Source organism: Rhodococcus sp. NPDC057135 (assembly GCF_042670865.1).
Classification (GTDB): domain Bacteria; phylum Actinomycetota; class Actinomycetes; order Mycobacteriales; family Mycobacteriaceae; genus Rhodococcus_F.
Genome location: NZ_JBHUUU010000021.1, coordinates 1 through 22,668 on the forward strand (window position 1 = coordinate 1; position 22,668 = coordinate 22,668).

Below are 22,668 nucleotides of genomic sequence, written 5' to 3' on the forward strand. Positions count from 1 at the left end.
TACATCGGGAGGCTTGAAACATGCTGGTACGTCGAATTGCTCGTCCACTGCTTTCCACGATCTTCATCGCCGGGGGAATCGATGCTTTGCGCAACTCCGCTCAGCGAGCAGCCAAAGCGTCACCCCTGATCGACAAATCCGTCGAGACGCTGCCAGGAGCAGTGACGCAGAAGGTGCCTGCTGATCCGGAAACACTCGTCAAGATCAACGCCGCGGTCCAGATCGGTGGCGGTGCCCTGCTCGCCACGGGCAAGGCTCCGCGGCTCGCGTCGTTGGTCCTCGCCGGAAGCCTGGTGCCCACCACACTGGCCGGCCACGACTTCTGGAACGAAACCGATCCGTCACTGCGAGCGATGCAGCGCACCAACTTCATCAAGAACGTCAGCTTGCTCGGCGGACTGATGATCGCGTCCGTCGACACCGAGGGCAAGCCGTCGCTCGGTTGGCGTGGCCGCCGCGCCGCGAGGAAGGCACAGGCGTCTATCGCCGCGGCGCTTCCGTTGGTCGCATCGCAGACCGATCACACGAGCGATCGCGTCGAACATGCTTTGTCGGTGGCATCCGAGCGCGGTTCCGAACTGGCCGAAACCGCGAAGGCACACGGAACGGATTGGCTCGAACTCGCCAAGGGGCGTGGTTCCGAGTTCGCGGAGATCGCGAGCAAGCGTGCCGCTGAATTCAGCGAGGTCGCCAAGGAGCGCGGCCCAGACATCCTCGAAGTCGCGCAGAAGCGCGGCTCCGAACTGGCCGAGACCGCACGCGAGCGCAGCGCCGAACTGGCCGAGCTGGCGAGCAAGCGCAGCTCCGAGTTCGCCGAACTCGCGCTCGAGAAGAGCAACGAGTGGGCAGAAACGGCGTCGGAACAGACCGAGGTGCTGGGTAAGCGGGCCCGCAAGCGCGCCGAGAAGGCACTCGAAAAGGCTCGCGCCAAGAAGGACGAATTGACGCACTGAGTGCACCGAAAATCACGGTCAGGCCACCTTCGGGTGGCCTGACCTGTATCTATGCGGCAGTTCATCTGGGGGAACTAGACTGTCTTGGCGCTTTTGCAGCGCATGAATTTCTCATCAAGCCTAGGAGATCCTTTGCCCGACGCGGACCCGTCACTGAACGAGCAAGAGCTCGAGCAGCAGTACGTGACGATGCTGTACTCCCGTCTCGACGATCTTCGAAAGTATGCCCAAACACGCTTGAGCACGGTCCTCCTCGAGACCGGCGGCACCCCGCAGGCACGCAGTGAACGCGAATCCTTCAATGCCATGTACACCGAGGATCTCGCCAAGTACGACGCAGCCGAGAACGGAATGTGTTTCGGACGCATCGACTTCGACGACGAGCGACGCTACGTCGGCCGACTCGGAATTCTGGACACCGACAACGACTACGAAACGCTGCTCCTCGACTGGCGTGCCCCGATGGCACGGCCGTTCTATCTGGCGACGCCGGCGGCACCTGAAGGTGTGAAGCGGCGCCGCCATATTCGCAGCCGTAGCCGCACGGTCACGGGCATCAACGACGAATACCTGGACCTCGATGCAGCCCGCGCCGCCGGAGTAGTCACCGAAGCCGGCGGCGTCGCCGGTGAGAGCGCACTCCTGGATGCTCTGAACGCAGCACGTACGGGCCAGATGAACGACATCGTCGAGACCATCCAGAGCGAGCAGGATGCCATCATCCGCTCCGAACACAAGAGCGTTCTGGTGGTCCAGGGCGGTCCGGGTACCGGCAAAACAGCTGTCGCACTTCACCGTGCCGCCTTCTTGCTCTACACGTACCGTCAGCAATTGGCCAAGGCCGGCGTTCTCATCATCGGGCCGAACGCGACCTTCCTCGACTACATCAGCCAGGTCCTCCCTTCACTCGGTGAGACCGGCGTCCTGCTCTCGACGATTGGTGACCTGTACCCCGGAGTGCGCGCAACACGTACCGATTCCCTCGCCGCCGGTGAGATCAAGGGTTCGCTCGCAATTCTCGACGTGCTCAAGAACGCCGTCAGGGATCGACAGGAAGTTCCGTCCAAGCCGATCACCCTGCGATTCGACACGTACGACTTGAAGCTGGATCGCAAAACCGTCACGAAGGCGCGCGGTCGGGCTCGATCGTCGCGTCGCCCACACAACCTGGCGCGCCCGATCTTCGTAGCAGCGGTCATCGAGGCGTTGGCGCTGCAGATGGCCGAACTCATCGGCGGAAACCTCGTCGACGGCGGCTCACTCCTCAGCCGGGACGACATCGCCGACATTCGCGACGAGATGCGCGAGGACTCCGACATCATGTCCGCTATCGGAAAGCTCTGGCCAGAATTGTCGCCACAGCAAATCCTCGCGGAACTGTGGACGTCTCCGGCGAGGTTGGCCAAGGCAGCGCCGCAACTCGACGACGGACAACGCGACGAGCTTCTGCAGAGCGTCGGGCCAGGATTCAGTGCGGCCGACGCTCCCCTTCTCGACGAACTCGCCGAGATCCTCGGCGTCGACGATGCCGCCGAACGCGAACGCGCACAACGCGAATGGCGTGCACAGATCGCCGACGCCCAGGGTGCTCTCGACATCCTTACCGGCTCCGCACCACAGGACCTCGAGGACGAGATGGATCCGGAGATCCTGATGGCGTACGACTTGATCGACGCCAGCCAACTCGCCCAGCGCCACGATCAAGGCCAGCGCCAGACCACGGCGGAGCGCGCTGCCGGCGACCGAACCTGGACCTACGGTCACGTGATCGTCGACGAAGCCCAAGAGCTCTCCGAGATGGCGTGGCGAATGCTGATGCGGCGCATACCGAATCGGTGGATGACGTTGGTCGGCGATACGGCACAGACCGGTGATCCTGCGGGAACCTCGTCCTGGCAGACGATCCTCGAGCCTTACGTCGCCAAGCGCTGGAAGCTCACCGAACTGACCGTGAACTACCGAACTCCGTCGGAGATCATGGATGTCGCTCACCGCGTGCTCGAAGAGATCGACCCGGAGCAGTCGGTGCCCCGGTCGGTGCGCGACAGCGGATTCGCGCCGTGGGCACTCAAGACCACGGTCGAAGAATTGGAATCGACCGTGCGCCGCTGCATCGAGTCCGAGTCACATCCCGGGATCACCGCCGTGATCGCCGGCGCCGGGATTGTTGCCGATCTGGCAGGCCTTGCGAGCGAGACCGTGAGCGTCCTGTCGGTCAAGGACGTCAAGGGGCTCGAGTTCGACACCGTGTTGATAGTCGAACCCGCCGACATTCTCGACGAGTCACCCCGTGGAATGAACGACCTCTACGTCGCGTTGACCCGAGCCACCCAGAGGCTCGGCATCATTCACATCGAGTCGCTCCCCGCGGTTCTCGACGGCATCGAGGCCGCAGAGCTGACCTTCGATTCGTGAGCCCTACGGAGTAGGTTCGTGCGTGACACCTCGAATCGTGGATGTCACCCCAATTTGTGTCGACGACTGAAGGAATGACCTCTCGTGCTTGGCCTGCCCGCAAGTTCCGCCCCACCCATCCGCAAAATCTGTCGCGTGATGATCGGTGTCGGGATGCTGGCAGCGGTGACCGCAGGTTGTTCAGAAGATGATTCGAGTTCGACAGCAGCTGCGGGCAGCGACGACATCGCTGCTGTTGCTGCCGCACCCACAGAAACCCCGGTGGACGACGCCGAACGTCTGCGAGCGGCGATCGCGTCGTCCGGGGTGAACCCCGCGTTTTCCGACGACATGTTGCAGGCGCTCGGTGACGGCGTCTGCCAGCAGCTCGCGGCCGGCACGGATCGAGAGACGATCATCGCGAATCTGCGGCAGGTATCACTCAATGGAGCGAGCGAACAGGTGATCACGAGCGGAAACGGCTCGGCCGCATCGACGCCACTTCCCAGCGCCGATCAGCTGGCTGAAGTGTTCGTCGATGCGGCCGAGGCCGACTACTGCCGGTAAATCAGCGAACGGTGTGCACGATCAGAACGTCGGACGTCGCCTTGCGCGCGGCATCGGAAGGCACCGAACCGAGCAGACGCCCGGTCAGAGTGTTCAATCCGCGATTTCCGACGACAAGCAAATCGCCCTTGACCTCGTCGAGCAAAGCAAGAAGCGATTCGACGGGAGCGCCGACGATGGCGCGTTCGACAACGTCCTTGGCGCCCTGGGCGTGTGCACGCTCTCGCGCCGTACGAAGGATCTCGTAGGTCGGAGCGGAACCGGTGACCTGGTAGGCCTCGTTACCCAATGCGTCAGCGGCAGCGCTCACGTCCTTGGGATCAGCCGGGTAGTACGCACACGCGATGACAAGCTGAGCGTCCGAGCCACTGGCGATGGCGGCAGCTCTGTCGACTGCCTTCAGTGACGACTCGGAGCCATCGGTTCCTACGACAACGGTCCGGTAGGCACTCATTCATTCCTCCATGGTTACGGGACGGACGGTACGGCCGGCACCGGGCGCAACGCTGTTGCGCCCGCTCGACAACCGCTGCGCTGACATTAGCGGGATTGTGCCGCGGATAGTGTTATTTGCAGTACACGCCACAAGCTCACAGTGAATGTGCTCATCAGTCACAGACACAATTGTCCTACAGTGACCGATCAGCGAAGTTTGCCGAAGCGAGGCCCGAACAGCGCCGCCGGGAAAACTTCCTGCTCGACCAGGGCAGCACGCCATGGCGACGCCAATTCCAGCAATCGCTTGGCACCTTCTTCTCCGAGCGCATCCCACGGGGCCAGGGCAAGATCGTCCGTCAGGTCTTCGACGACGTCGCGCAGTTCCTGCCCGTCCTCGGTCAGCGCACCGGACGAACGGTCGAGCAGTTCACTATCCTTCAGGCTCTCCACTGCCTCGTCCCACTGTTCCTGCGACCACCCGCGGCGAGTCTGTGCGAACTTACGCTGAAAACCGATTCCCGTGGCTGTGTGCGTGATCAACGCGTCCAGTCCGTTCAATCCCGCGGTCTGAAGGGCCGCAATGTGGCCGTCGCCGCGATACTCACGGAGCAGTGTCAGCGCATGCCAGAAACGCAGGTGTGGTTCGGTCGGCCAGTCGAGCGACGCCCAACCCGCGTACAGCGGGCGGCCGTCCACTCCGGGAATGTTCTGAGCCGCGATCGAGACGAGTTCGGCGGCCTCGGCCATGTCCGCCGACCCCGTCACATCTGCACCGAACAGGCGGACGTACGCCGCGTCGATTGCTCGATACCGCGCCGCGACAACCTCTGTGGCCCTTGCCAATTCCCAGGCACGCGGAATGACACTGGCGATCAATTCAGGATTGAAGTTGAAGAAGGTGGCCGTGACGACAGTCGCGGGTGGAGCGCCGAGCGGCGCTGACCGCCCCGCGAAGTACACCATTCGGCCAGGCTCCAACCCGACGCCGACAAGTTCCTTCTCCGTCTCAGGCACGAAGTACGCCAGCGAGTGAAGAAGTTCGAGAGTCCGCGCGGTCTTGCCTGCAGTCTGTGCATCCATACCTGAAACCGTAGCGGGCGCGAGCACGAACGTGCGCGAGGCAACCTACTTGAGGCCTGCGGCGTCCATCCCTCGAAGTTCCTTCTTCAAATCCGAGATTTCGTCTCGCAATCGCCCAGCCAACTCGAACTGAAGGTCACGTGCAGCATTCATCATCTGATCGGTGAGTTCCTTGACCAGATCCGCCAATTCGGCGCGAGGCATCGACTTGGTGTCGCGCCCCTCGTACACACCGGCACTGACCGCGCGACCGGCCTCACCCTGCGCGCGCCGACCACGCGTCGCGTTGCGACCCGAACCACCGACGTCCACGGACGCCGCAGTGTCCTCTGCCTCCTCGTACACCTGATCGAGAATGTCCGCGATCTTCTTGCGTAGCGGTTGTGGGTCGACGCCCATCTTCTCGTTGTAGGCGACTTGCTTCTCGCGCCGTCGCTCGGTTTCCTCGATCGCCTGCGCCATGGATGCGGTGATCTTGTCCGCATACATGTGCACTTGGCCGGACACATTTCGAGCCGCTCGACCAATCGTCTGAATGAGGCTGGTGGAGCTACGGAGGAAGCCTTCCTTGTCGGCATCGAGGATCGCGACCAACGACACCTCGGGAAGGTCGAGTCCCTCACGCAGGAGGTTGATGCCGACCAGCACGTCGTACTCCCCCAGGCGGAGCTGCCGGAGCAGCTCGACTCGCCGGAGCGTATCGATATCCGAGTGCAGATACCGGACGCGAATACCGAGTTCGAGAAGGTAGTCGGTCAGGTCTTCCGACATCTTCTTGGTCAGAGTCGTCACCAGCACGCGCTCGTCGCGTTCGGCGCGCTCACGGATCTCGTGAACGAGATCGTCGATCTGCCCCTTGGTGGGTTTGACGATGACCTCGGGGTCGATCAATCCGGTCGGGCGAATCACCTGCTCGACGAACTCACCGCCGGACTGACCCAACTCGTACTTGCCGGGGGTTGCCGACAGGTAGACGGTCTGACCGATCCGCTTACTGAATTCTTCCCACGTCAGAGGGCGGTTGTCGGTGGCCGACGGTAGCCGGAATCCGAATTCGACCAGGTTGCGCTTGCGCGACATATCGCCTTCGTACATGGCGCCGATCTGCGGGACGGTCACGTGCGACTCGTCGATGACCAGAAGGAAATCTTCGGGGAAATAGTCGATCAGGGTTGCGGGGGCAGTTCCAGGACCACGGCCGTCGATGTGGCGCGAGTAGTTCTCGATGCCGGAGCAGAACCCGACCTGCTTGATCATCTCGAGGTCGTACTGCGTTCGCATGCGCAGACGCTGAGCTTCGAGAAGCTTGCCCTTGCCCTCCAGTTCGGCGAGCCGCTCTTCGAGTTCTGCCTCGATGTCCTTGGCCGCACGCTCCATGCGTTCAGGGCCGGCGACGTAGTGCGTCGCCGGAAAGATACGGACCGTGTCGACCTGACGAACGATGTCACCGGTCAGTGGATGCAGGTAGTACAGCGCTTCGATCTCGTCACCGAAGAATTCGATGCGTACCGCCAACTCTTCGTAGGACGGAATGATCTCGACCGTGTCGCCGCGCACGCGGAACGAACCTCGCGTGAACGCCATGTCGTTGCGGTTGTACTGGACATCGACGAGTAGACGCAGGAACGCATCGCGCGGTACCTCGACACCGACGTCGAGCTGAATCGAGCGATCGAGGTACGACTGCGGCGTACCGAGGCCGTAGATGCACGACACCGAGGCCACCACGACCACGTCCCGTCGTGAGAGAAGGCTGGACGTCGCCGAGTGGCGCAGCCGCTCCACGTCGTCGTTGACCGATGAATCCTTCTCGATGTAGGTGTCGGTCTGGGCGATGTACGCCTCGGGTTGGTAGTAGTCGTAGTACGAGACGAAGTACTCGACCGCATTGTTGGGAAGCATTTCCCGAAGCTCGTTCGCGAGCTGAGCAGCCAAAGTCTTGTTCGGAGCCATCACCAGAGCGGGGCGTTGCAACTTTTCGATCAACCACGCTGTGGTCGCGGACTTACCGGTACCGGTCGCACCGAGGAGGACAACGTCCTTCTCCCCCTCGTTGATCCGTTTTTCCAGCTCGGCGATAGCCGCCGGCTGATCGCCTGCCGGTTCGTACGGACTGACGACCTCGAAGCGCGCATCTGAGCGCTCGATGTCACCAACCGGACGAAACTCGGAATGCGCGACCACGGGATGTTCGGAAGCAAACGCCATGAAACCAGGGTAAGCGCACCCACCGACACAATGCCTGCTCGTCCGCATTCAGCTGAAAATGCACTTCGGCGGTAGGTTCTTCGACCATGAGCGAGGAACGTCCCCACATTCACCAGCCGAAGGTCGAAACCTTCGACATCGCAGCTCGTATCAACGTCGATCCCAAGGGTTTCGTTCGCCCGGTCGAGCACTACCGCGAGGAACCGTGGGGGCTGTACATGGCGCGCCACGCCGACCATCCCCAGTTTCACTATCTCGAGTCCTGGATCATTCCCGAACTCGGAATTCGGGCATCGATTTTCCACTTCACCCCCGAGCACGCCCGAGACTGGGATTTCTACGTCGACATCGGTGACTTCACTCGCAGCGACCAGGTCTGGACATCCGAGGACCACTACCTCGACCTGATCGTGCAGACCGGACACAGCATCGAATTGCTCGACGTCGACGAGTTACTCGAGGCAAACACCGCCGGCATCCTGGACCCGAAGACGTCCGAGCGCGCAATGCTGAACGCTGCCCGAGCCATCGACGGTATCGCCGCCCACGATCACAACCTCGACGCCTGGCTGGACTCGTTGGGCATGCCGGTCACGTGGCGCTGAGCCGTTAGAGGGACCAGCCCGATTTCTCGGCCCATTCCCACGCCCGGTGGAATGCGGCGTCGAACCACGGGGTCTTGACCCCCAAATAGGCGTCGATCGCCGAGGCGTAGTCGTCGATGCCGGCAGCGCTCGCAGCCGCCTTGACCTTGAGTTCGGCGTACTCGGCACGCGCCGATGCGTCGGCGCGAAGCCAGTCACGGAAGAGGATCGCGAACTGCTGACCCGGCCAACCGTCCACCCGAATGTGGATGTTCGCGCGGCGGCCTGGATCGGCGCTGCCGTGAATTCGCTTCGCCCACACCGCCGGATCGGTCTCGCCACCGAGGTACGACGGTTTCGGGTCGTCAGCGACGATGTGCTCGATCCGGGGGAACCCGGCAGCGGCCAGATCCTGCGCGAGGTCGTCGGCAACGCCGAGGTGCTCGACAGTGATCTGAATATCGATCACGTCCTTGGCATCGAGACCAGGCACTGCGGTCGATCCGATGTGATCGATACGGCGCGCGCGGTCACCGGCCGCCAGTGACAACCGGCCGATGATTCGTTCCGCCTGCGCCGGCCACGACGGGTCAGCTGGAGTCAGCTCGGGAAGCGCGCGCACCACCGTGCCCTCGCGGAGGTTCTTCTCGAAGGGAACAAGTCGATTCGCCCACAGGTCGCGGACCACGTCGTCAAGAGAACCCGGCTCGCCGCTGTTGTCGAGCCACACGTCGGCAACAGCACGACGCTGATCGTCACTTGCCTGCGCCGCGATGCGCGCACGCGCGTCGGATTCCGGCATACCGCGTGAGCCCACGAGGCGTCGAACTCGCTCCTCCTCGTCGACGTAGACGATGACGACCAGGTTGAATGCCGGCGCCATGGAACCCTCGACCAAGAGCGGAATGTCTTGAACGAGCACTGCATCCGACGGCGCGGACGAGATCTGCTCCATCGTCCGCGCACCGATCAGTGGGTGAAGGATGCCGTTCAGAGTTCCGCGTGACGTGTCGTCGGCAAACGCCAACGACGCCAACGCGGGGCGGTTGAGGCTGCCGTCCTCGGACAGAATCCCGTCGCCGAATGCATCGACCAGAGCGGCAAGTCCAGGAGTACCGGGCTCGACCACTTCTCGGGCGATCAAGTCGGCATCGACGATGACGGCTCCCAGTTCGCTGAGGATTTTCGACACTGTCGACTTACCGGCTCCGATGCCTCCAGTGAGGCCTACTCTCAACACACTCGACAGTCTCTCATCTCCGCGCCCGAGAGATTCAGACACGCCTACGGATCGAACACGCCGAGGCCTTCGAGGCTCAAATACCACAATTTCGGTGACCGTGCGGTTATGTTCTAGCGAACGCACCTGTACCTGCAACTTCTCGAGAAAGTGGACGCCATGCGAGCAGATCGCGACCATCACGGTCAGCACCGCCTCGGAATGCCGAACGGCGTGCACTGCATAGAGTTTCCCGAAGTTGCTTTTGCCCTGGCAGAGCACCGTCGTACGTGGTTCACGATGCTCGTGAGCCAAGGCCGACACAGCTTCGCATCGATGCGTAAGCGCACAGCCGAAGCCACCGCCACCTATTGGGTGCCTGCTCCCGCAAACTGAGTTCTCTTCACGATATACAAAATGACCGGCAACCATTCGGTGCCGGTCATTTTTGTGTTCACTCACGCAATCTTGCGCCGGCAAGTGATACCTGACAGAGAAAGAACCCCGCCCCTGCAAATGCAGGGGCGGGGTTCTTCACAGATCTCGCTTGATCAGATCAAGCGGTAATCCTTATGCGTTGCCCGACAGCTTCTCGCGAAGTGCGGCGAGCTGTGCATCGCTGGCAAGCGATCCGCCAGCAGACTCGGCCGGAGCGGAGCCGGCAGCAGCCGGAGCCTCGGTGTCGTCTGCAGCAGCCGTCTCCGAGGAGTAGCCGGCAGCAGCGGTGGCAGCCTCAGCGGCCTCGTCTGCAGCAGTCTTCTCCATCTGAGTGGTGTGCATCTTGTGGCGACGCTCAGCCTCGGCGTAGCGGTTCTCCCACTCTTCACGCTGCTTGTCGAAGCCCTCGAGCCATTCGTTGGTCTCGGGATCGAAGCCCTCGGGGAAGATGTAGTTGCCCTGATCGTCGTACGAGTCGGCCATGCCGTACTTGGACGGATCGAACTCGGCGTTGTAATCCTCGTTGGCCTGCTTCAGCGACAGCGAGATACGACGACGCTCGAGGTCGATGTCGATGACCTTGACGAGTGCATCGTCGCCGACGCCGACAACCTGGTCCGGAACCTCGACGTGGCGCTCAGCGAGCTCCGAGATGTGAACGAGGCCTTCGATTCCCTCTTCGACGCGCACGAATGCACCGAACGGAACCAGCTTCGTGACCTTGCCGGGCACGATCTGACCGATGGCGTGCGTGCGGGCGAACTGACGCCACGGATCTTCCTGCGTTGCCTTGAGCGACAGGGAGACGCGCTCGCGGTCCAGGTCGACGTCGAGAACCTCGACGGTGACCTCGGTGCCGACCTCGACAACCTCGGACGGGTGATCGATGTGCTTCCAAGACAGCTCGGAAACGTGAACCAGACCGTCTACGCCGCCCAGGTCCACGAATGCACCGAAGTTGACGATGGAGGACACGACGCCCTTGCGGACCTGGCCCTTCTGGAGCTGGTGCAGGAATTCGCTGCGAACCTCGGACTGAGTCTGCTCGAGCCATGCGCGGCGCGACAGGACCACGTTGTTGCGGTTCTTGTCGAGCTCGATGATCTTGGCCTCGATCTCCTTGCCGACGTACGGCTGGAGGTCGCGGACGCGACGCATTTCGACGAGCGAAGCGGGGAGGAAGCCACGAAGACCGATGTCAAGGATGAGGCCGCCCTTGACGACCTCGATGACGGTGCCCTTGACGGCCTCGTCCTTCTCCTTGAGCTCCTCGATGGTGCCCCAGGCACGCTCGTACTGAGCGCGCTTCTTCGACAGGATCAGTCGACCTTCTTTGTCCTCCTTGGTGAGGACGAGAGCCTCGACCGCATCTCCCACGGAGACGACCTCGTTGGGGTCGACGTCGTGCTTGATGGAGAGCTCACGAGAAGGGATGACGCCTTCGGTCTTGTAACCGATGTCGAGCAGAACCTCGTCGCGGTCGACCTTGACGATGGTTCCTTCGACGATGTCACCATCGTTGAAGTACTTGATCGTGGCATCGATGGCGGCGAGGAAGTCCTCGGCGGAGCCAATGTCGTTAATGGCAACCTGCGGCGAGGTGACGGTTGTGGAGGGCATATGTTGAATTGCTCCGGACGAGTTGTGGTCGGTTGATGGATTTTGTCGGACGAGATGCGCAACTGTGGCGTACAAATGTTGGAAGTACTTTTTTGGAAGTACTAGATCTATGTACCCAGCTGCATCAATAACGAACAACCGAATACCGGATCACATTCCACACCGCAGAACCGCACCGCGAGCTCTCTCGTTCCGACTGACTCCGAGATCCTGGCCAAGATGATCTTGGTAAAGACCTCGTATAGACAATCGGTCGGATGACAGACACTCGCGTGGGTAAGACTACGCGTCGGCTATCTTGCCGGGCAAACCCGGGTACCCTGCGGCCGAGTCACCCGTTCTACTGTGTTGTTCATGTCTGACGAGCGCCATGCCGCCGCCAATTCCATTCTCGGTACCAGCGGTGTCGGCCGGGTCCGTGTCGATTCGAGTGCAAGCGACCGCGCCAGCCGCGCGTGGTGGGACGCCGACGCCGACGATTACCACAGAACCCACGGCGAGTTTCTGGGCGTGAACAGCGCAGAAGGTGAATTCGTCTGGTGCCCCGAAGGACTGCACGAGGGCGATCATCACTTGCTGGGCGACATAGTCGACAAAGACATCTTGGAGGTCGGTTGCGGCTCGGCTCCCTGTGCCCGATGGCTCGCCGGACACGGCGCTCGGGCCGTCGGCCTCGACATCTCGATGGGGATGCTGGCGCGCGGACAGGACGCAATGAAGGCCGGCGGACCGGCAGTCCCGTTGATTCAGGCGAGTGCCGAACTCCTGCCGTTTGCCGACGAGAGTTTCGACATCGTCTGTTCGGCCTTCGGAGCCGTGCCGTTCGTGGCCGATTCACAACGGGTCATGAACGAGGTCGCCCGAGTTCTGCGTCCCGGCGGATCGTGGGTCTTCGCGGTCAACCATCCGATCCGATGGATCTTCCCCGACGATCCCGGGCCCAAGGGATTGACGGCAACGCTCCCCTACTTCGACCGCACCCCGTACGTCGAGGTCGACGACAACGGAGTCCCCACCTACGTCGAGCATCACCGAACCATCGGTGACCGGGTCCGTGAGATCGTCGCGGCCGGACTTCAGATCCGCGACATCATCGAGCCCGAATGGCCGGAGTGGTTGGACCGCGAATGGGGACAGTGGAGTCCCCTCCGCGGCCAACTCTTTCCGGGCACTGCAATTTTCAGCGCCGTCAAACCCTGACGGCTACAGCAGTTTCGACAGGAACGCCTTGGTCCGATCGTGCTGCGGATTGGCCAGGAGTTCGCGGGGCTCGCCTGCCTCGACCACAACTCCGCCGTCCATGAACACCAACTGATCTGCGACCTCGCGGGCGAAACCCATCTCGTGGGTGACGACCACCATCGTCATGCCCTCTTTGGCCAACTGCTTCATCACCGTGAGAACTTCACCGACCAGTTCGGGGTCGAGCGCGGACGTCGGCTCGTCGAACAGCATCAGCTTGGGGTCCATCGCGAGAGCGCGGGCGATGGCAACTCTCTGCTGCTGACCGCCCGACAACTGGGCCGGGTACGCGTTGGCTTTGGCGCTCAACCCGACCTGATCGAGGAGGTCCTTCGCTCGTTCGACGGCCTTCTTCTTGCTGACGCGCTTGACCTGCGTCGGCGCTTCGATGATGTTCTCGAGAGCGGTGCGGTGCGGGAACAGGTTGAAGTGCTGAAACACCATCCCGATGTCGCGGCGTTGTTTGGCCGCTGCTCGCGGGTGGAGTTCGTACAGCTTGCCGTTCTTCTCCGAGTAGCCCACCAGGTCGCCGTCGACGTACAGACGGCCGGCGTTGACCTGCTCGAGGTGATTGATACAGCGCAGGAACGTCGACTTGCCCGACCCTGATGGTCCGACAAGGCACAGAACTTGGCCAGGGTCGATTTCGAGTGAGACCCCTTTGAGAACCTCGAGCGCGCCGAAGTTCTTACAGACTCGGTCTGCCTTCACCATCGGTGTCATCTGCGTTCTCCTCCTGGAATATCCGGGAGTGTCTCCACTACCGTTTCTTTGCCCTGTGCGTCGGCGAGTGCCTGAAGTTGGCGAGTGGTGAGCGTCCTCGTCGACCCTTTCGAATAGTGGCGTTCGACGTAGTACTGGCCCACCATGAGGACACTGGTCATTGCGAGGTACCACGTAACCGCGACCATCAAGAGAGGGATCGGCTCGAAATTTGCACCGGATATGTCTCTCGCACGCCCGTAGAGTTCGGTACTCAGCGGCACGGCTGTCACCAGCGAAGTCGTCTTGAGCAAGCTGATCAATTCATTGCCGGTCGGTGGGATGATTACCCGCATCGCCTGCGGAAGGACCGTTCGCCGCATCGTCTGACCCCACGTCATTCCCAAAGCCACTGACGCTTCGGTTTGACCTTCGTTGACCGAGGCGATACCAGCACGGACGATCTCGGCCATGTACGCCGCCTCGTTCAATGCGAGTCCGATGACCGCGAAGAGGAACGCCGCCTGGAGATCTTGCATGTCGAAGTGCACGAACTGGTGGACGAACGGAACACCGAGATCGATGCTCTTGTATATGGACGGGAAGAGACCCCAGAAGACAAGCTGGACGTAGACGGGTGTACCGCGGAAGACCCACAAATACACCCAGGCAGCGGACTTCAACACCGGGTTCGGCGACAGCCGCATTACCGCGAGGACGATGCCCAGAAGGATCGCGGCCGCCATCGACAAGACAGTCAGTTGAATGGTGACCCAGGCCGCCTTCGAAATTCGAGCGTCGAAGAGGTACTGGCGGTAGGTCGCCCAGCCGAACTGTTCATTGGTCGCTGAACCATAGAGAAAGAGCCCCACCAGAACCAGCACCACGACTGCTGCGACCCACCGCCCCGGTCTACGCAGTGGAATCGCCTTGATCGGCGCAGGCTCGCCAGTCTCAGTTGTTGTCATGTTCATCAGCTCTCCGCGCCGTTGATCTTGGATACTTCGATGACGCCGGCCTCGACACTCCAGGTCTGCGCGATCTGTTGATAGACGCCGTTGTCGATCAGGTATTGCATTGCCTGTTGCAGGGCGGGTCCAAGGGCGGAACCCTTCACGATCGGCCAGCCGTACGGCGCCGAATCAAAGGGTTCTCCCGCAGCTTCCATCCGCCCCTTGCTCCGTTTGATCGCATAGCCGGTCACTGGCGAGTCAGCGGACAGCGCGTCGACTCGACCGAGAATGAGCGCGTTGGCCGCATCGTCCTGGCTGTCGTACTTGATCTTGTCGATCGGCGGCTTGCCCGCGGCAACGCACGCCTCGCTCTTGGCAGGTACTTCGTCGATGTCCTCGGTGGTTGTGGTCTGCACCGCAACCCGCAATCCGCACGCATTGTTGGGATCGACGGGATTGTCCGGACGTTGCGCCCACTGGATACCCGCGCTGTAGTACGTGACGAAGTCGACCGTCTTCTCCCGCTCCTTGGTGTCGGTGAACGAAGACATGCCGAGGTCGTAGCTTCCCGACTGGATGGCAGGGATGATCTTGTCGAAGTCGGCTTGGTTGAAGACAGCTTCGACCCCGAGCACGGTCGCCACTGCGTTCATGACGTCGACGTCGAAGCCGACGATATTGCCATTCTCATCTTTGAATTCGTTTGGGGCGTACGGAATGTTCACCCCGACCTGCAGCTTGCCCGACTCCGTCACCTTGGGCGGCAGGAGAGCAGCGATTTCCGGCACCTTCTGGATATCGAGTGGAGGTCCTTCGGGAACGAGACCCTCGTTGTTGGTGACGCACCCACCGCACAGAGCGACGATCAAGCCCACCAACAGGACTCGCACCAGGTTGGCACGCATTCCCCCGCCACTACCCACGCCACTACCCCAGCCACGTGGCCTTGGTACCCGTGCGTTTTCACCGACCACGACTCTGCTCTCCACTCGTCGATCGCCGCACTTGCAACGTCCATCCGAAATTCAGTCGAACGGTAGGTTACGGCAGGAGTTCCACCGTCGCCGACTTCGCAAGATTCCGGCCTGTCGTACAAGAATCAGCGACGCAGAGTGTGTGCGTACACGACTTCGGAAAATTCGCTGGTCGATTCCAAACCGCCGAGGTCGGCGGTGGCGATGCCCGACGCGATGGTCGTGCGAACGGCGTCCGAAATCCGGCCTGCCGCCGCAGACAACAACCGATCGCCACGCGCATCACCGAGCCAGTCGAGCATCATCGCGCTCGAGAGGAACAGTGCCGTTGGGTTCGCGCGATTCTTCCCGGCGATGTCGGGTGCTGCACCGTGCGCGGCCTGAGCCATGACCTGCGTCTCGGAAGCGTTGATCGACGGCGCGGTTCCGAGTGATCCGGACAGCTCGCCCGCCAGATCGGACAATATGTCGCCGAACATGTTTTCGGTCACTACGACGTCGAAGTCGCCGCCGCGTCGAACCAGGTGCGCCGCCATCGCGTCGACGTGCTCGTCGTCGACGACTACGTGTGGGAACTCTGCGGCGACGGTTCGGCAGGCGTCGCGGAAGAGGCCGGTGGTCAGCGTGAGGACGTTGGCCTTGTGGACGATCGTGACGTGATTGCGCCGACGCGACGCCAACGCGAAGGCAGTGCGTGCGATCCGTTCACATGCGGCGCGCGTGAACACACCGACTGCCAAGGCGATGTCGGGCGTCGGCATGAATTCGCCGCTGCCGACTGCCATGTTCCGGTCCGCGTACAACCCCTCGGTGTTCTCGCGGACGATCACCAGATCCATGTCGGGGACCATCGCCTTGACACCGGGAAACGCTGCTGCCGGTCGAATGTTCGCGAACAACTCGAACTTCTTCCGGATGACGCCGCCGGGTGTGAGTTGTCCGCGAAACCTCTCCGGATACGACGCACTGTCGTGGGGTCCGAGAATCCAACCCTGCAGCAGCTCCAACGCATCGACGGTCTCGTCGGGAATCGGTGTGCCGTGGCTGTCGATGGCCGTGCTCCCGAGCGGAAGCTCGACCCACTCGACGGGCGGCGCATGAACCGCTGACAACGCCGCGTCCACGATCTGCCGTGTCGCCGGGACGATTTCGTGGCCGATTCCGTCGCCGTGCATGAGTCCCAGCCGCATGGCCGGCGTACCGATTGCGCTCGCACCTGTCATCAGGCAATCATTGCTCACCATGGTCCAGTCGGTGGAATTGCTCCTCGATCCGGTGAGTGAGTCGGCAGTCCGCGCGCAATGGCAGCTTCTCGCCGACGCCGGATTCCCAAGTCAGGCCTCCCATCACAGCCCGTCCAACCGCCCGCACATCACGCTGTTCGTCGCCCGCGAGATCCCCGCGGAGATCGACGAACTGTTGAAGCGACGCTTCTCGGCCCCGGACTTCGAGATCCGGCTGGGTGGCTACGTCGTATTCGGCGGCAAGCAGATGGTCTTGGCCCGCTCGGTCATTCCTTCGCGCGCGCTCCTTCACCTGCACCGAGAGTTAGCCGAAGCAACAGTCGGCTCGACTGCGCTTCCCGCCCACGTCGAGCCCGGCGGGTGGACGCCGCATGTGACGCTCGCCCGGCGCGTCGAACCTGCACGTCTGGGTGAGGCCATCGCGCTGGTCGGCACCGACGTGATTCACGGGCGCAGTGGAGCGATCAGGCGCTGGGACGGCGAACAGAAGACGGAATGGTTACTGACGCCGCCACTGTGACAGATCGGGTTGCTCGTCGGGTCACCAGGATTCCCGCGATCACCGCGAGTGCACCAACCGGCTGATTCCAGCCGATCCTCTCGTTCAACACTATTGCCCCGAGCGCCACGCCCACTACTGGGCTGAGGTAGGTGACAGTCGACGCTGCAGTCGGCCCCCACCCTTGAACCACATTGGTGTTCCAGATGAACGCGAGCCCAGTCCCCAGCGCGCCCAGCGCGATCATCGACAGGACAACTGCCGGCGTCAGATGCATCGGTGTATTCGCGATGACCGGAGAGGCAAGGACCATCACGAGTGCACCGATACAGATCTGCAATAGCGCGATAGTACGGGTGTCGATCCCGAGCGGAAGCACGAAGCGTCTGAGGTAGACAAACGAAATCCCGTACGACGCAGTCGCTCCCAGGCAGGCGATCTGAGCACTGAGGCTTCCGCCGACGCCGAGATTCCACGGCGCCAACACGATCAGCACTCCGGCGAATCCGAGCAGCAACCCCAGCGATTTGTATCGCGTCAGCGTCTCACCCGGCAGAAAGGCAAGCGAGACAGCCATAGTCATCAATGGTGTGGTGGCGTTGTAGATACTCGCGAGTCCGGAAGACATGCTCTGCTCGGCCCAACTGAACAGCAGCCACGGCACGATGCATTGCGTCGCTGCGAGAAACGCCATGTGTTTCCAGACGCGAAAGTCCCTCGGTATGCCGATTCGACTCACCGCTGACACGAGAACAAGCGCGAGAGCGCCGAAGACCAAGCGCCACAGAACTACCTGCGTGAAGGACAAACCCTCGAGCCCGATCTTCATGAAGAGGAAACTGGCTCCCCACACCACCGCAGCTGCGGTGTATTGAAAAACCAGACTCACCCTCACAGAGTGAAGTCTCCATGAGGACTGACGTCGTGACGGGTGTCGGGCGTCCGGCCGGCAAGAGCTAGTACGTTCAGGACCAGGAGGACCAGGAGAGTGATGACGATGATTGCCATGTGTCCAGCCTGACGCAATGCCGCACCCTTCAATAGTGGCAGAAAAGCCAGACTTGGTCGATTTTCTGCCACTTTGCCGTTTTTCTGTCACACTCGAAAGATGCTCGCGAAAGTGGTGGTCCCACTGATGCCGATGACCGAGGCGTTCGAACTCGGCGTGGCATGTGAAGTATTCGGCTTCGACCGATCCGACGACGGCCTCCCGACGTACGACTTCTCTCTGATCGCCGCAGTTCCGGGCCCGATCCGAACACGCTTCGGCTACAACATCGATGTTCCGTACAACCTCGACTCTCTCGATGACGCCGATCTCATCGTCGTTTCCGCCGGTGGCACCTACGACGCAGGCGACGCGTACATGTGCTCACCGAGTCCCGACTCGAGTGTCGATCCCCTGCTGATCAAGCTCCGTGAGGCCGTGGCCCGGGGCGCCAAGGTGGCCAGCCTGTGCACCGGCGCGTTTGTCCTCGGGGCGGCGGGACTGCTGGACGGGAAGCGATGCACGACGCATTGGCGTCACGCCGAAAGGCTGGCCCAGACGTATCCGGAAGCCAAGGTCGATCCGGACGTGCTGTACGTGGACGAAGATCCGGTGTTCACCAGCGCCGGCACCGCAGCAGGAATCGATCTGTGCCTGCACATCGTCCGCAAGGAACAGGGCTCTCGCGTGGCCAACGGCATCGCGAGAAGGATGGTGGTACCGCCCCATCGTGACGGCGGACAGGCTCAGTACGTCGCCACTCCCCTCACCTCGACGCCTAGCGCAACTCTTGCCCCGCTCCTCGACTGGATGACGGAGAACCTCGCCGTCGACCTCACTGTCGGCATGGTTGCAGCGCGAGCGAACATGTCCGCTCGCACCTTTGCGCGTCGTTTCCAGGCGGAAACAGGGACTACCCCCGCGCGTTGGCTCAGCGATCAGCGAGTACTGGCCGCCCAGCAACTACTCGAGAATTCGGACCTCTCCGTCGACGTCATCGCAGAACGCGTCGGATTCGGCGGCGGCGCCGTACTTCGCCAGCACTTCATCCGCCTGCGTTGCACCACGCCCCAGGCGTACCGCCGGACGTTTCGGGCGACCGAGAACGCAAGCTGAAATCCACTCAGGGAAGAATCAGCGGTTCCGGGGCGTTGCACACACCAACAGCCCGCACAATGGAAAGGACCCCTGTGGCCACCCAGACACTCACCCAGCAGAACTTCGACGAAACGATCAACGGCAGCGACGTCGTCCTCGTGGACTTTTGGGCTTCCTGGTGCGGCCCGTGCCGCCAGTTCGCGCCGACGTTCGAAGCCTCCTCCGAGAAGCACAGCGACGTCGTTCACGCCAAGGTGGACACCGAGGCCGAGCAGGGAATCGCGGCGGCAGCCAACATCCGCTCCATCCCCACGATCATGGCCTTCCGTGAAGGCGTTCTCGTGTTCAACCAGGCCGGCGCACTTCCCGCCGCTCAGCTCGAAGAGCTGGTGACTCAGGTCAAGGCACTCGACATGGACGAGGTCCGCAAGCAGATCGCAGAGCAGACCGCCTCTGCCGAGTAGCGAAAGAAGGCTGGGCCGGAATCGAATGAGATTCGGGCCCAGCCTTTTTCGTAACCAGCTTATTTCGTAGCCAGCCCTTTGTTGCCGACTCAGTGAGCCGCGCTGTCCCAGCTTCGACCAGTTCCCACCGAAACATCCAGCGGTACCGACAACTCGATGGCTGTGGCCATCTTGTCCCTGACCAATGCAGTGACCTCCTCCAACTCGGAGGCAACCACTTCGAGCACCAATTCGTCGTGAACCTGCAACAGCATGCGCGACTTCAATCCGGTGTCTGCGAGAGCCTTCTGCACGTTGATCATCGCGACCTTGATGATGTCGGCCGCGGTGCCCTGGATCGGCGCGTTCAAGGCAGCACGTTCGGCCACCTCACGACGCTGACGGTTGTCACTGTTGAGGTCGGGCAGATACCGACGACGGCCGTAGAGCGTCGAGGTGTAACCGTCCTTACGCGCTTGCTCGACTACGGCGTGGAGGTAATCCCGCACACCGCCGAAACGAGCGAAGTACGCATCCATCTGCTGCTTCGCTTCTTCGGTCGAAATCTTCAGCTGCGAAGCCAATCCGTAAGCGCTCAGTCCGTAGGCCAGACCGTAGGACATCGCCTTGACCCGGCGACGCAGTTCGGGAGTGACCTCTTCGATCGGAACTCCGAATGCGCGTGAGCCGACGAAGCTGTGCAGATCCTCACCGGTGTTGAATGCCTCGATCAGTCCCTCGTCACCTGACACGTGCGCCATGATGCGCATTTCGATCTGGCTGTAATCGGCAGTGAGCAGAACGTCGAACCCCTGCCCGACCACAAATCCGTCGCGGATCTCGCGCCCCGCATCGTTGCGGACGGGGATGTTCTGCAGGTTGGGATCGGTCGACGACAGACGTCCGGTCGCGGCAACCGTCTGGTTGAACGTCGTGTGGATGCGGCCGTCTTCGGCCACGGCCTTGAGAAGACCGTCGACGGTCACCTTCATACGCGTCGCATCACGGTGCGCGAGAAGGTGTTCGAGGAATGGGTGTCCCGTCTTGTCGAACAGACCCTGCAGCGCCTCGGCGTCGGTGGTGTAGCCCGTTTTCGTCTTCTTGGTCTTGGGCATGTCGAGTTCTTCGAACAAGACCACCTGCAGCTGCTTCGGCGAACCCAGGTTGATCTGCTTGTCGATCACCTCGTACGCGGAGTTTGCGGCGTCGGCGACCTGGGACGCGAAACGGCTCTGAAGATCGTGCAGATGCGCGCTGTCGACGGCGATGCCGGTGGCCTCGATCTGCGCGAGCTCGATCGTCAACGGCAGTTCCATGTCGGAGAGGAGCGCCTTGGACTCGATCGACTCCAACTCGGTGTCCAACGCAGCCGCCAAGTCGAGAACGGCCTGAGCGCTGAGCATCGCGGTCTCGGCCGCTTCGGCGTCAAGCTGTTCGGTGTCGTCGAGAAGTGAAAGCTGTTCCTGGCCGGATGTTTCGGCACGCAGTTCACGCTTGAGGTAGCGGAGCGACAGATCATCGAGATTGAAGGTGCGCTGACCTGGCCGGACGAGATAGGCGGCCAGAGCGGTGTCGCTGGTCAGTCCGCCGAGCGTCCAACCGCGCCCACGCAGAGCGTGGATCGCCCACTTGGCTTCGTGCAGTGCCTTCGGCTGGGATGCGTCGGCAAGCCAATCACCGAGAGCCGCTTCATCTTCCGGCGTTGCCGTCGATGCCGCGATGTATGCGCATTCGCCGTCGGAGGCCGCGATCGCGAGTGCAGTGACGTCACCGGCAAACGGAGTTCTGGTTCCGAGCACTGTCACGCCGTGACGCTCACCGGTTCGCGCGTGACCGTCGAGCCATGCGGCAACCGCACCCGGGGCGAGTGCGTCGCCGCTGACCTCGAAGCCCTCTTCGGCTTCGGGTTCGGACGAGGACAAGGTCGCGAACAGTCGATCGCGGAGAACCTTGAACTCGAGATCGTCGAACAACGCATGAATCTTCTCGCGGTCCCACGGAGCCAACACCAACTGCTCGGGCGTGTACGGCAAAGGAACGTCGCGAACCATTTCGGTCAGCTGGCGATTGAGCAGGACGTTTGCAAGGTTCTCGCGTAGTGAGTCGCCGACCTTGCCACGGACCTTGTCGACGTTGTCGACCAGACCCTGCAGGTCGCCGTACTCACGGATCCACTTGGTGGCGGTCTTCTCGCCGACGCCGGGAATACCGGGGAGGTTGTCACTCGGGTCGCCGCGCAGGGCAGCAAAATCCGGATACTGCGACGGGGTGAGGCTGTACTTCTCCTCGACGGCCGTCGGCGTGAATCGGGTGAGCTCCGAGACGCCCTTCTTCGGGTACAGCACAGTGACGTTGTCGGTCACCAGCTGCAGCGAGTCGCGGTCGCCGGTCACGACGAGAACTCGGTATCCGAGGGCCTCCGCCTGCGTGGTCAACGTGGCAATCACGTCGTCGGCTTCGAAACCTTCCTCGGCCATGACCGGAATGCCCAGCGCGCCGAGAACATCTTTGGTGATGTCGATCTGGCCCTTGAATTCGTCCGGAGCCTTCGCACGCTGCGCCTTGTACTCAGGGAACAGGTCGGCGCGAAACGTCTGACGCGACACGTCGAAGGCCGCAGCCAAGTGGGTCGGCTGTTCGTCGCGAAGAAGATTGATCAACATCGACGTGAAGCCGTACACCGCATTGGTGGCCTGCCCACTGTGTGTCTTGAAGTTCTCTGCAGGCAGCGCGTAGAAGGCGCGAAACGCCAACGAATGCCCGTCGAGAAGCATCAGAAGAGGGCGATCGTCCGCCTTGCCGGTGGTGCCGGCTGAAGCGGTGGACGTGCTGGACCGAGTTGTGGTTGCGGGGCTCACGGTTCATCAGTCTAGGGATCGCGACCGACATCGACGCCTTCGCCGTTGTTTACGCAGGAACAGGCACAAGAATCGGACAATTGATGCAGCCATCGGCCTTCGATACGGAACCGAAACATCCCGGAAATCTCAGAACCCCATCTGAAGCGAACAGAGCCGTTAGAGT

General features: G+C 62.0%; 20 protein-coding genes. 9 read left to right on the forward strand and 11 right to left on the reverse strand.

The annotated features are described in order from the left end of the window. Window positions 1–20 precede the first annotated feature (20 nt). The 3 genes from ACFT1A_RS28575 (at window position 21) to ACFT1A_RS28585 (ending at window position 3,914) form a co-directional block, all read left to right on the forward strand. Window positions 21–953 (forward strand): DoxX family membrane protein, encoded by a 933-nt coding sequence (locus tag ACFT1A_RS28575; RefSeq protein ID WP_378449754.1) that lies wholly within the window; start codon window positions 21–23, stop codon window positions 951–953. 132 nt (window positions 954–1,085) lie between these two features. After that, window positions 1,086–3,368: a HelD family protein gene (locus ACFT1A_RS28580; RefSeq protein ID WP_378449755.1), complete on the forward strand. Its 2,283-nt coding sequence runs from the start codon at window positions 1,086–1,088 to the stop codon at window positions 3,366–3,368. Between the two features lie 138 nt (window positions 3,369–3,506). Continuing rightward, complete coding sequence (locus ACFT1A_RS28585) at window positions 3,507–3,914, forward strand: hypothetical protein (protein ID WP_378449804.1); 408 nt, start codon at window positions 3,507–3,509, stop codon at window positions 3,912–3,914. Window position 3,915: 1 nt separating this feature from the next. On the opposite strand, the gene ACFT1A_RS28590 is transcribed toward ACFT1A_RS28585, so the two are convergent. The 3 genes from ACFT1A_RS28590 to uvrB all read right to left on the reverse strand — a co-directional run bounded on the left by ACFT1A_RS28590 (window position 3,916) and on the right by uvrB (window position 7,640). Beyond that, window positions 3,916–4,368, reverse strand: coding sequence for a universal stress protein (locus ACFT1A_RS28590; RefSeq protein ID WP_019748627.1), 453 nt, complete (start codon window positions 4,366–4,368; stop codon window positions 3,916–3,918). 188 nt (window positions 4,369–4,556) lie between these two features. Beyond that, window positions 4,557–5,432, reverse strand: coding sequence for a hypothetical protein (locus tag ACFT1A_RS28595; RefSeq protein ID WP_378449756.1), 876 nt, complete (start codon window positions 5,430–5,432; stop codon window positions 4,557–4,559). Window positions 5,433–5,477: 45 nt separating this feature from the next. Further along, window positions 5,478–7,640 carry an excinuclease ABC subunit UvrB gene (gene uvrB / locus ACFT1A_RS28600; RefSeq protein WP_019748629.1) on the reverse strand — a complete coding sequence of 721 codons (2,163 nt, stop codon included), beginning with the start codon at window positions 7,638–7,640 and terminating at the stop codon, window positions 5,478–5,480. Between the two features lie 86 nt (window positions 7,641–7,726). Between uvrB and ACFT1A_RS28605 the strand changes: the two genes are divergently transcribed. Continuing rightward, entirely contained in the window at window positions 7,727–8,245 is a 519-nt protein-coding gene (locus tag ACFT1A_RS28605) for a DUF402 domain-containing protein (protein WP_378449757.1), read from the forward strand. A gap of 4 nt (window positions 8,246–8,249) precedes the next feature. Here ACFT1A_RS28605 and coaE read toward each other — a convergent pair whose 3' ends face one another. Further along, on the reverse strand, window positions 8,250–9,464 hold the full coding sequence (coaE, locus tag ACFT1A_RS28610; RefSeq protein WP_378449758.1) for a dephospho-CoA kinase: 1,215 nt from the start codon (window positions 9,462–9,464) through the stop codon (window positions 8,250–8,252). Window positions 9,465–9,623: 159 nt separating this feature from the next. On the opposite strand from coaE, the gene ACFT1A_RS28615 reads away from it, so the two are divergent. After that, window positions 9,624–9,839: a hypothetical protein gene (locus tag ACFT1A_RS28615; protein WP_003944056.1), complete on the forward strand. Its 216-nt coding sequence runs from the start codon at window positions 9,624–9,626 to the stop codon at window positions 9,837–9,839. A 174-nt stretch (window positions 9,840–10,013) separates the two neighbouring features. Here the strand turns inward: ACFT1A_RS28615 and rpsA are convergent, their stop codons facing one another. Next, on the reverse strand, window positions 10,014–11,501 hold the full coding sequence (gene rpsA / locus ACFT1A_RS28620) for a 30S ribosomal protein S1 (RefSeq protein ID WP_230813265.1): 1,488 nt from the start codon (window positions 11,499–11,501) through the stop codon (window positions 10,014–10,016). A 354-nt stretch (window positions 11,502–11,855) separates the two neighbouring features. Here rpsA and ACFT1A_RS28625 point away from each other — a divergent pair, with 354 nt between their 5' ends. Then, window positions 11,856–12,701, forward strand: a complete 846-nt coding sequence (locus tag ACFT1A_RS28625; RefSeq protein ID WP_378449759.1) for a class I SAM-dependent methyltransferase — start codon at window positions 11,856–11,858, stop codon at window positions 12,699–12,701. A 3-nt stretch (window positions 12,702–12,704) separates the two neighbouring features. Here ACFT1A_RS28625 and ACFT1A_RS28630 read toward each other — a convergent pair whose 3' ends face one another. The 4 genes from ACFT1A_RS28630 to ACFT1A_RS28645 form a co-directional block, all read right to left on the reverse strand. Then, complete coding sequence (locus ACFT1A_RS28630) at window positions 12,705–13,466, reverse strand: amino acid ABC transporter ATP-binding protein (protein WP_003944053.1); 762 nt, start codon at window positions 13,464–13,466, stop codon at window positions 12,705–12,707. Further along, window positions 13,463–14,419: an amino acid ABC transporter permease gene (locus ACFT1A_RS28635; protein WP_378449760.1), complete on the reverse strand. Its 957-nt coding sequence runs from the start codon at window positions 14,417–14,419 to the stop codon at window positions 13,463–13,465. Before ACFT1A_RS28635 ends, ACFT1A_RS28630 begins: the two co-directional genes overlap by 4 nt. Next, window positions 14,419–15,303, reverse strand: coding sequence for an ABC transporter substrate-binding protein (locus ACFT1A_RS28640; RefSeq protein WP_378449761.1), 885 nt, complete (start codon window positions 15,301–15,303; stop codon window positions 14,419–14,421). Before ACFT1A_RS28640 ends, ACFT1A_RS28635 begins: the two co-directional genes overlap by 1 nt. 194 nt (window positions 15,304–15,497) lie before the next feature. After that, window positions 15,498–16,595, reverse strand: a complete 1,098-nt coding sequence (locus ACFT1A_RS28645) for an isocitrate/isopropylmalate dehydrogenase family protein (RefSeq protein ID WP_378449762.1) — start codon at window positions 16,593–16,595, stop codon at window positions 15,498–15,500. Between ACFT1A_RS28645 and ACFT1A_RS28650 the strand changes: the two genes are divergently transcribed. Beyond that, a complete protein-coding gene (locus tag ACFT1A_RS28650; RefSeq protein WP_378449763.1) occupies window positions 16,561–17,136 on the forward strand; it encodes a 2'-5' RNA ligase family protein in 576 nt (191 codons plus the stop codon). The two genes, ACFT1A_RS28645 and ACFT1A_RS28650, sit on opposite strands and share 35 nt — an antisense overlap. On the opposite strand, the gene ACFT1A_RS28655 is transcribed toward ACFT1A_RS28650, so the two are convergent. Continuing rightward, window positions 17,081–18,010, reverse strand: coding sequence for a DMT family transporter (locus tag ACFT1A_RS28655; RefSeq protein WP_378449764.1), 930 nt, complete (start codon window positions 18,008–18,010; stop codon window positions 17,081–17,083). The genes ACFT1A_RS28650 and ACFT1A_RS28655 overlap by 56 nt on opposite strands. A gap of 213 nt (window positions 18,011–18,223) precedes the next feature. Here ACFT1A_RS28655 and ACFT1A_RS28660 point away from each other — a divergent pair, with 213 nt between their 5' ends. Together ACFT1A_RS28660 and trxA are read left to right on the forward strand one after the other, a co-directional pair. Further along, the gene (locus ACFT1A_RS28660; RefSeq protein WP_378449765.1) at window positions 18,224–19,219 is read left to right on the forward strand and encodes a helix-turn-helix domain-containing protein; all 996 of its coding nucleotides are present in this window, start codon (window positions 18,224–18,226) and stop codon (window positions 19,217–19,219) included. Window positions 19,220–19,293: 74 nt separating this feature from the next. Then, the gene (gene trxA, locus ACFT1A_RS28665) at window positions 19,294–19,665 is read left to right on the forward strand and encodes a thioredoxin (RefSeq protein ID WP_214890358.1); all 372 of its coding nucleotides are present in this window, start codon (window positions 19,294–19,296) and stop codon (window positions 19,663–19,665) included. Window positions 19,666–19,754: 89 nt separating this feature from the next. Here the strand turns inward: trxA and polA are convergent, their stop codons facing one another. Further along, window positions 19,755–22,502 carry a DNA polymerase I gene (gene polA / locus ACFT1A_RS28670; RefSeq protein WP_378449766.1) on the reverse strand — a complete coding sequence of 916 codons (2,748 nt, stop codon included), beginning with the start codon at window positions 22,500–22,502 and terminating at the stop codon, window positions 19,755–19,757. Between the last annotated feature and the right edge of the window lie 166 nt (window positions 22,503–22,668).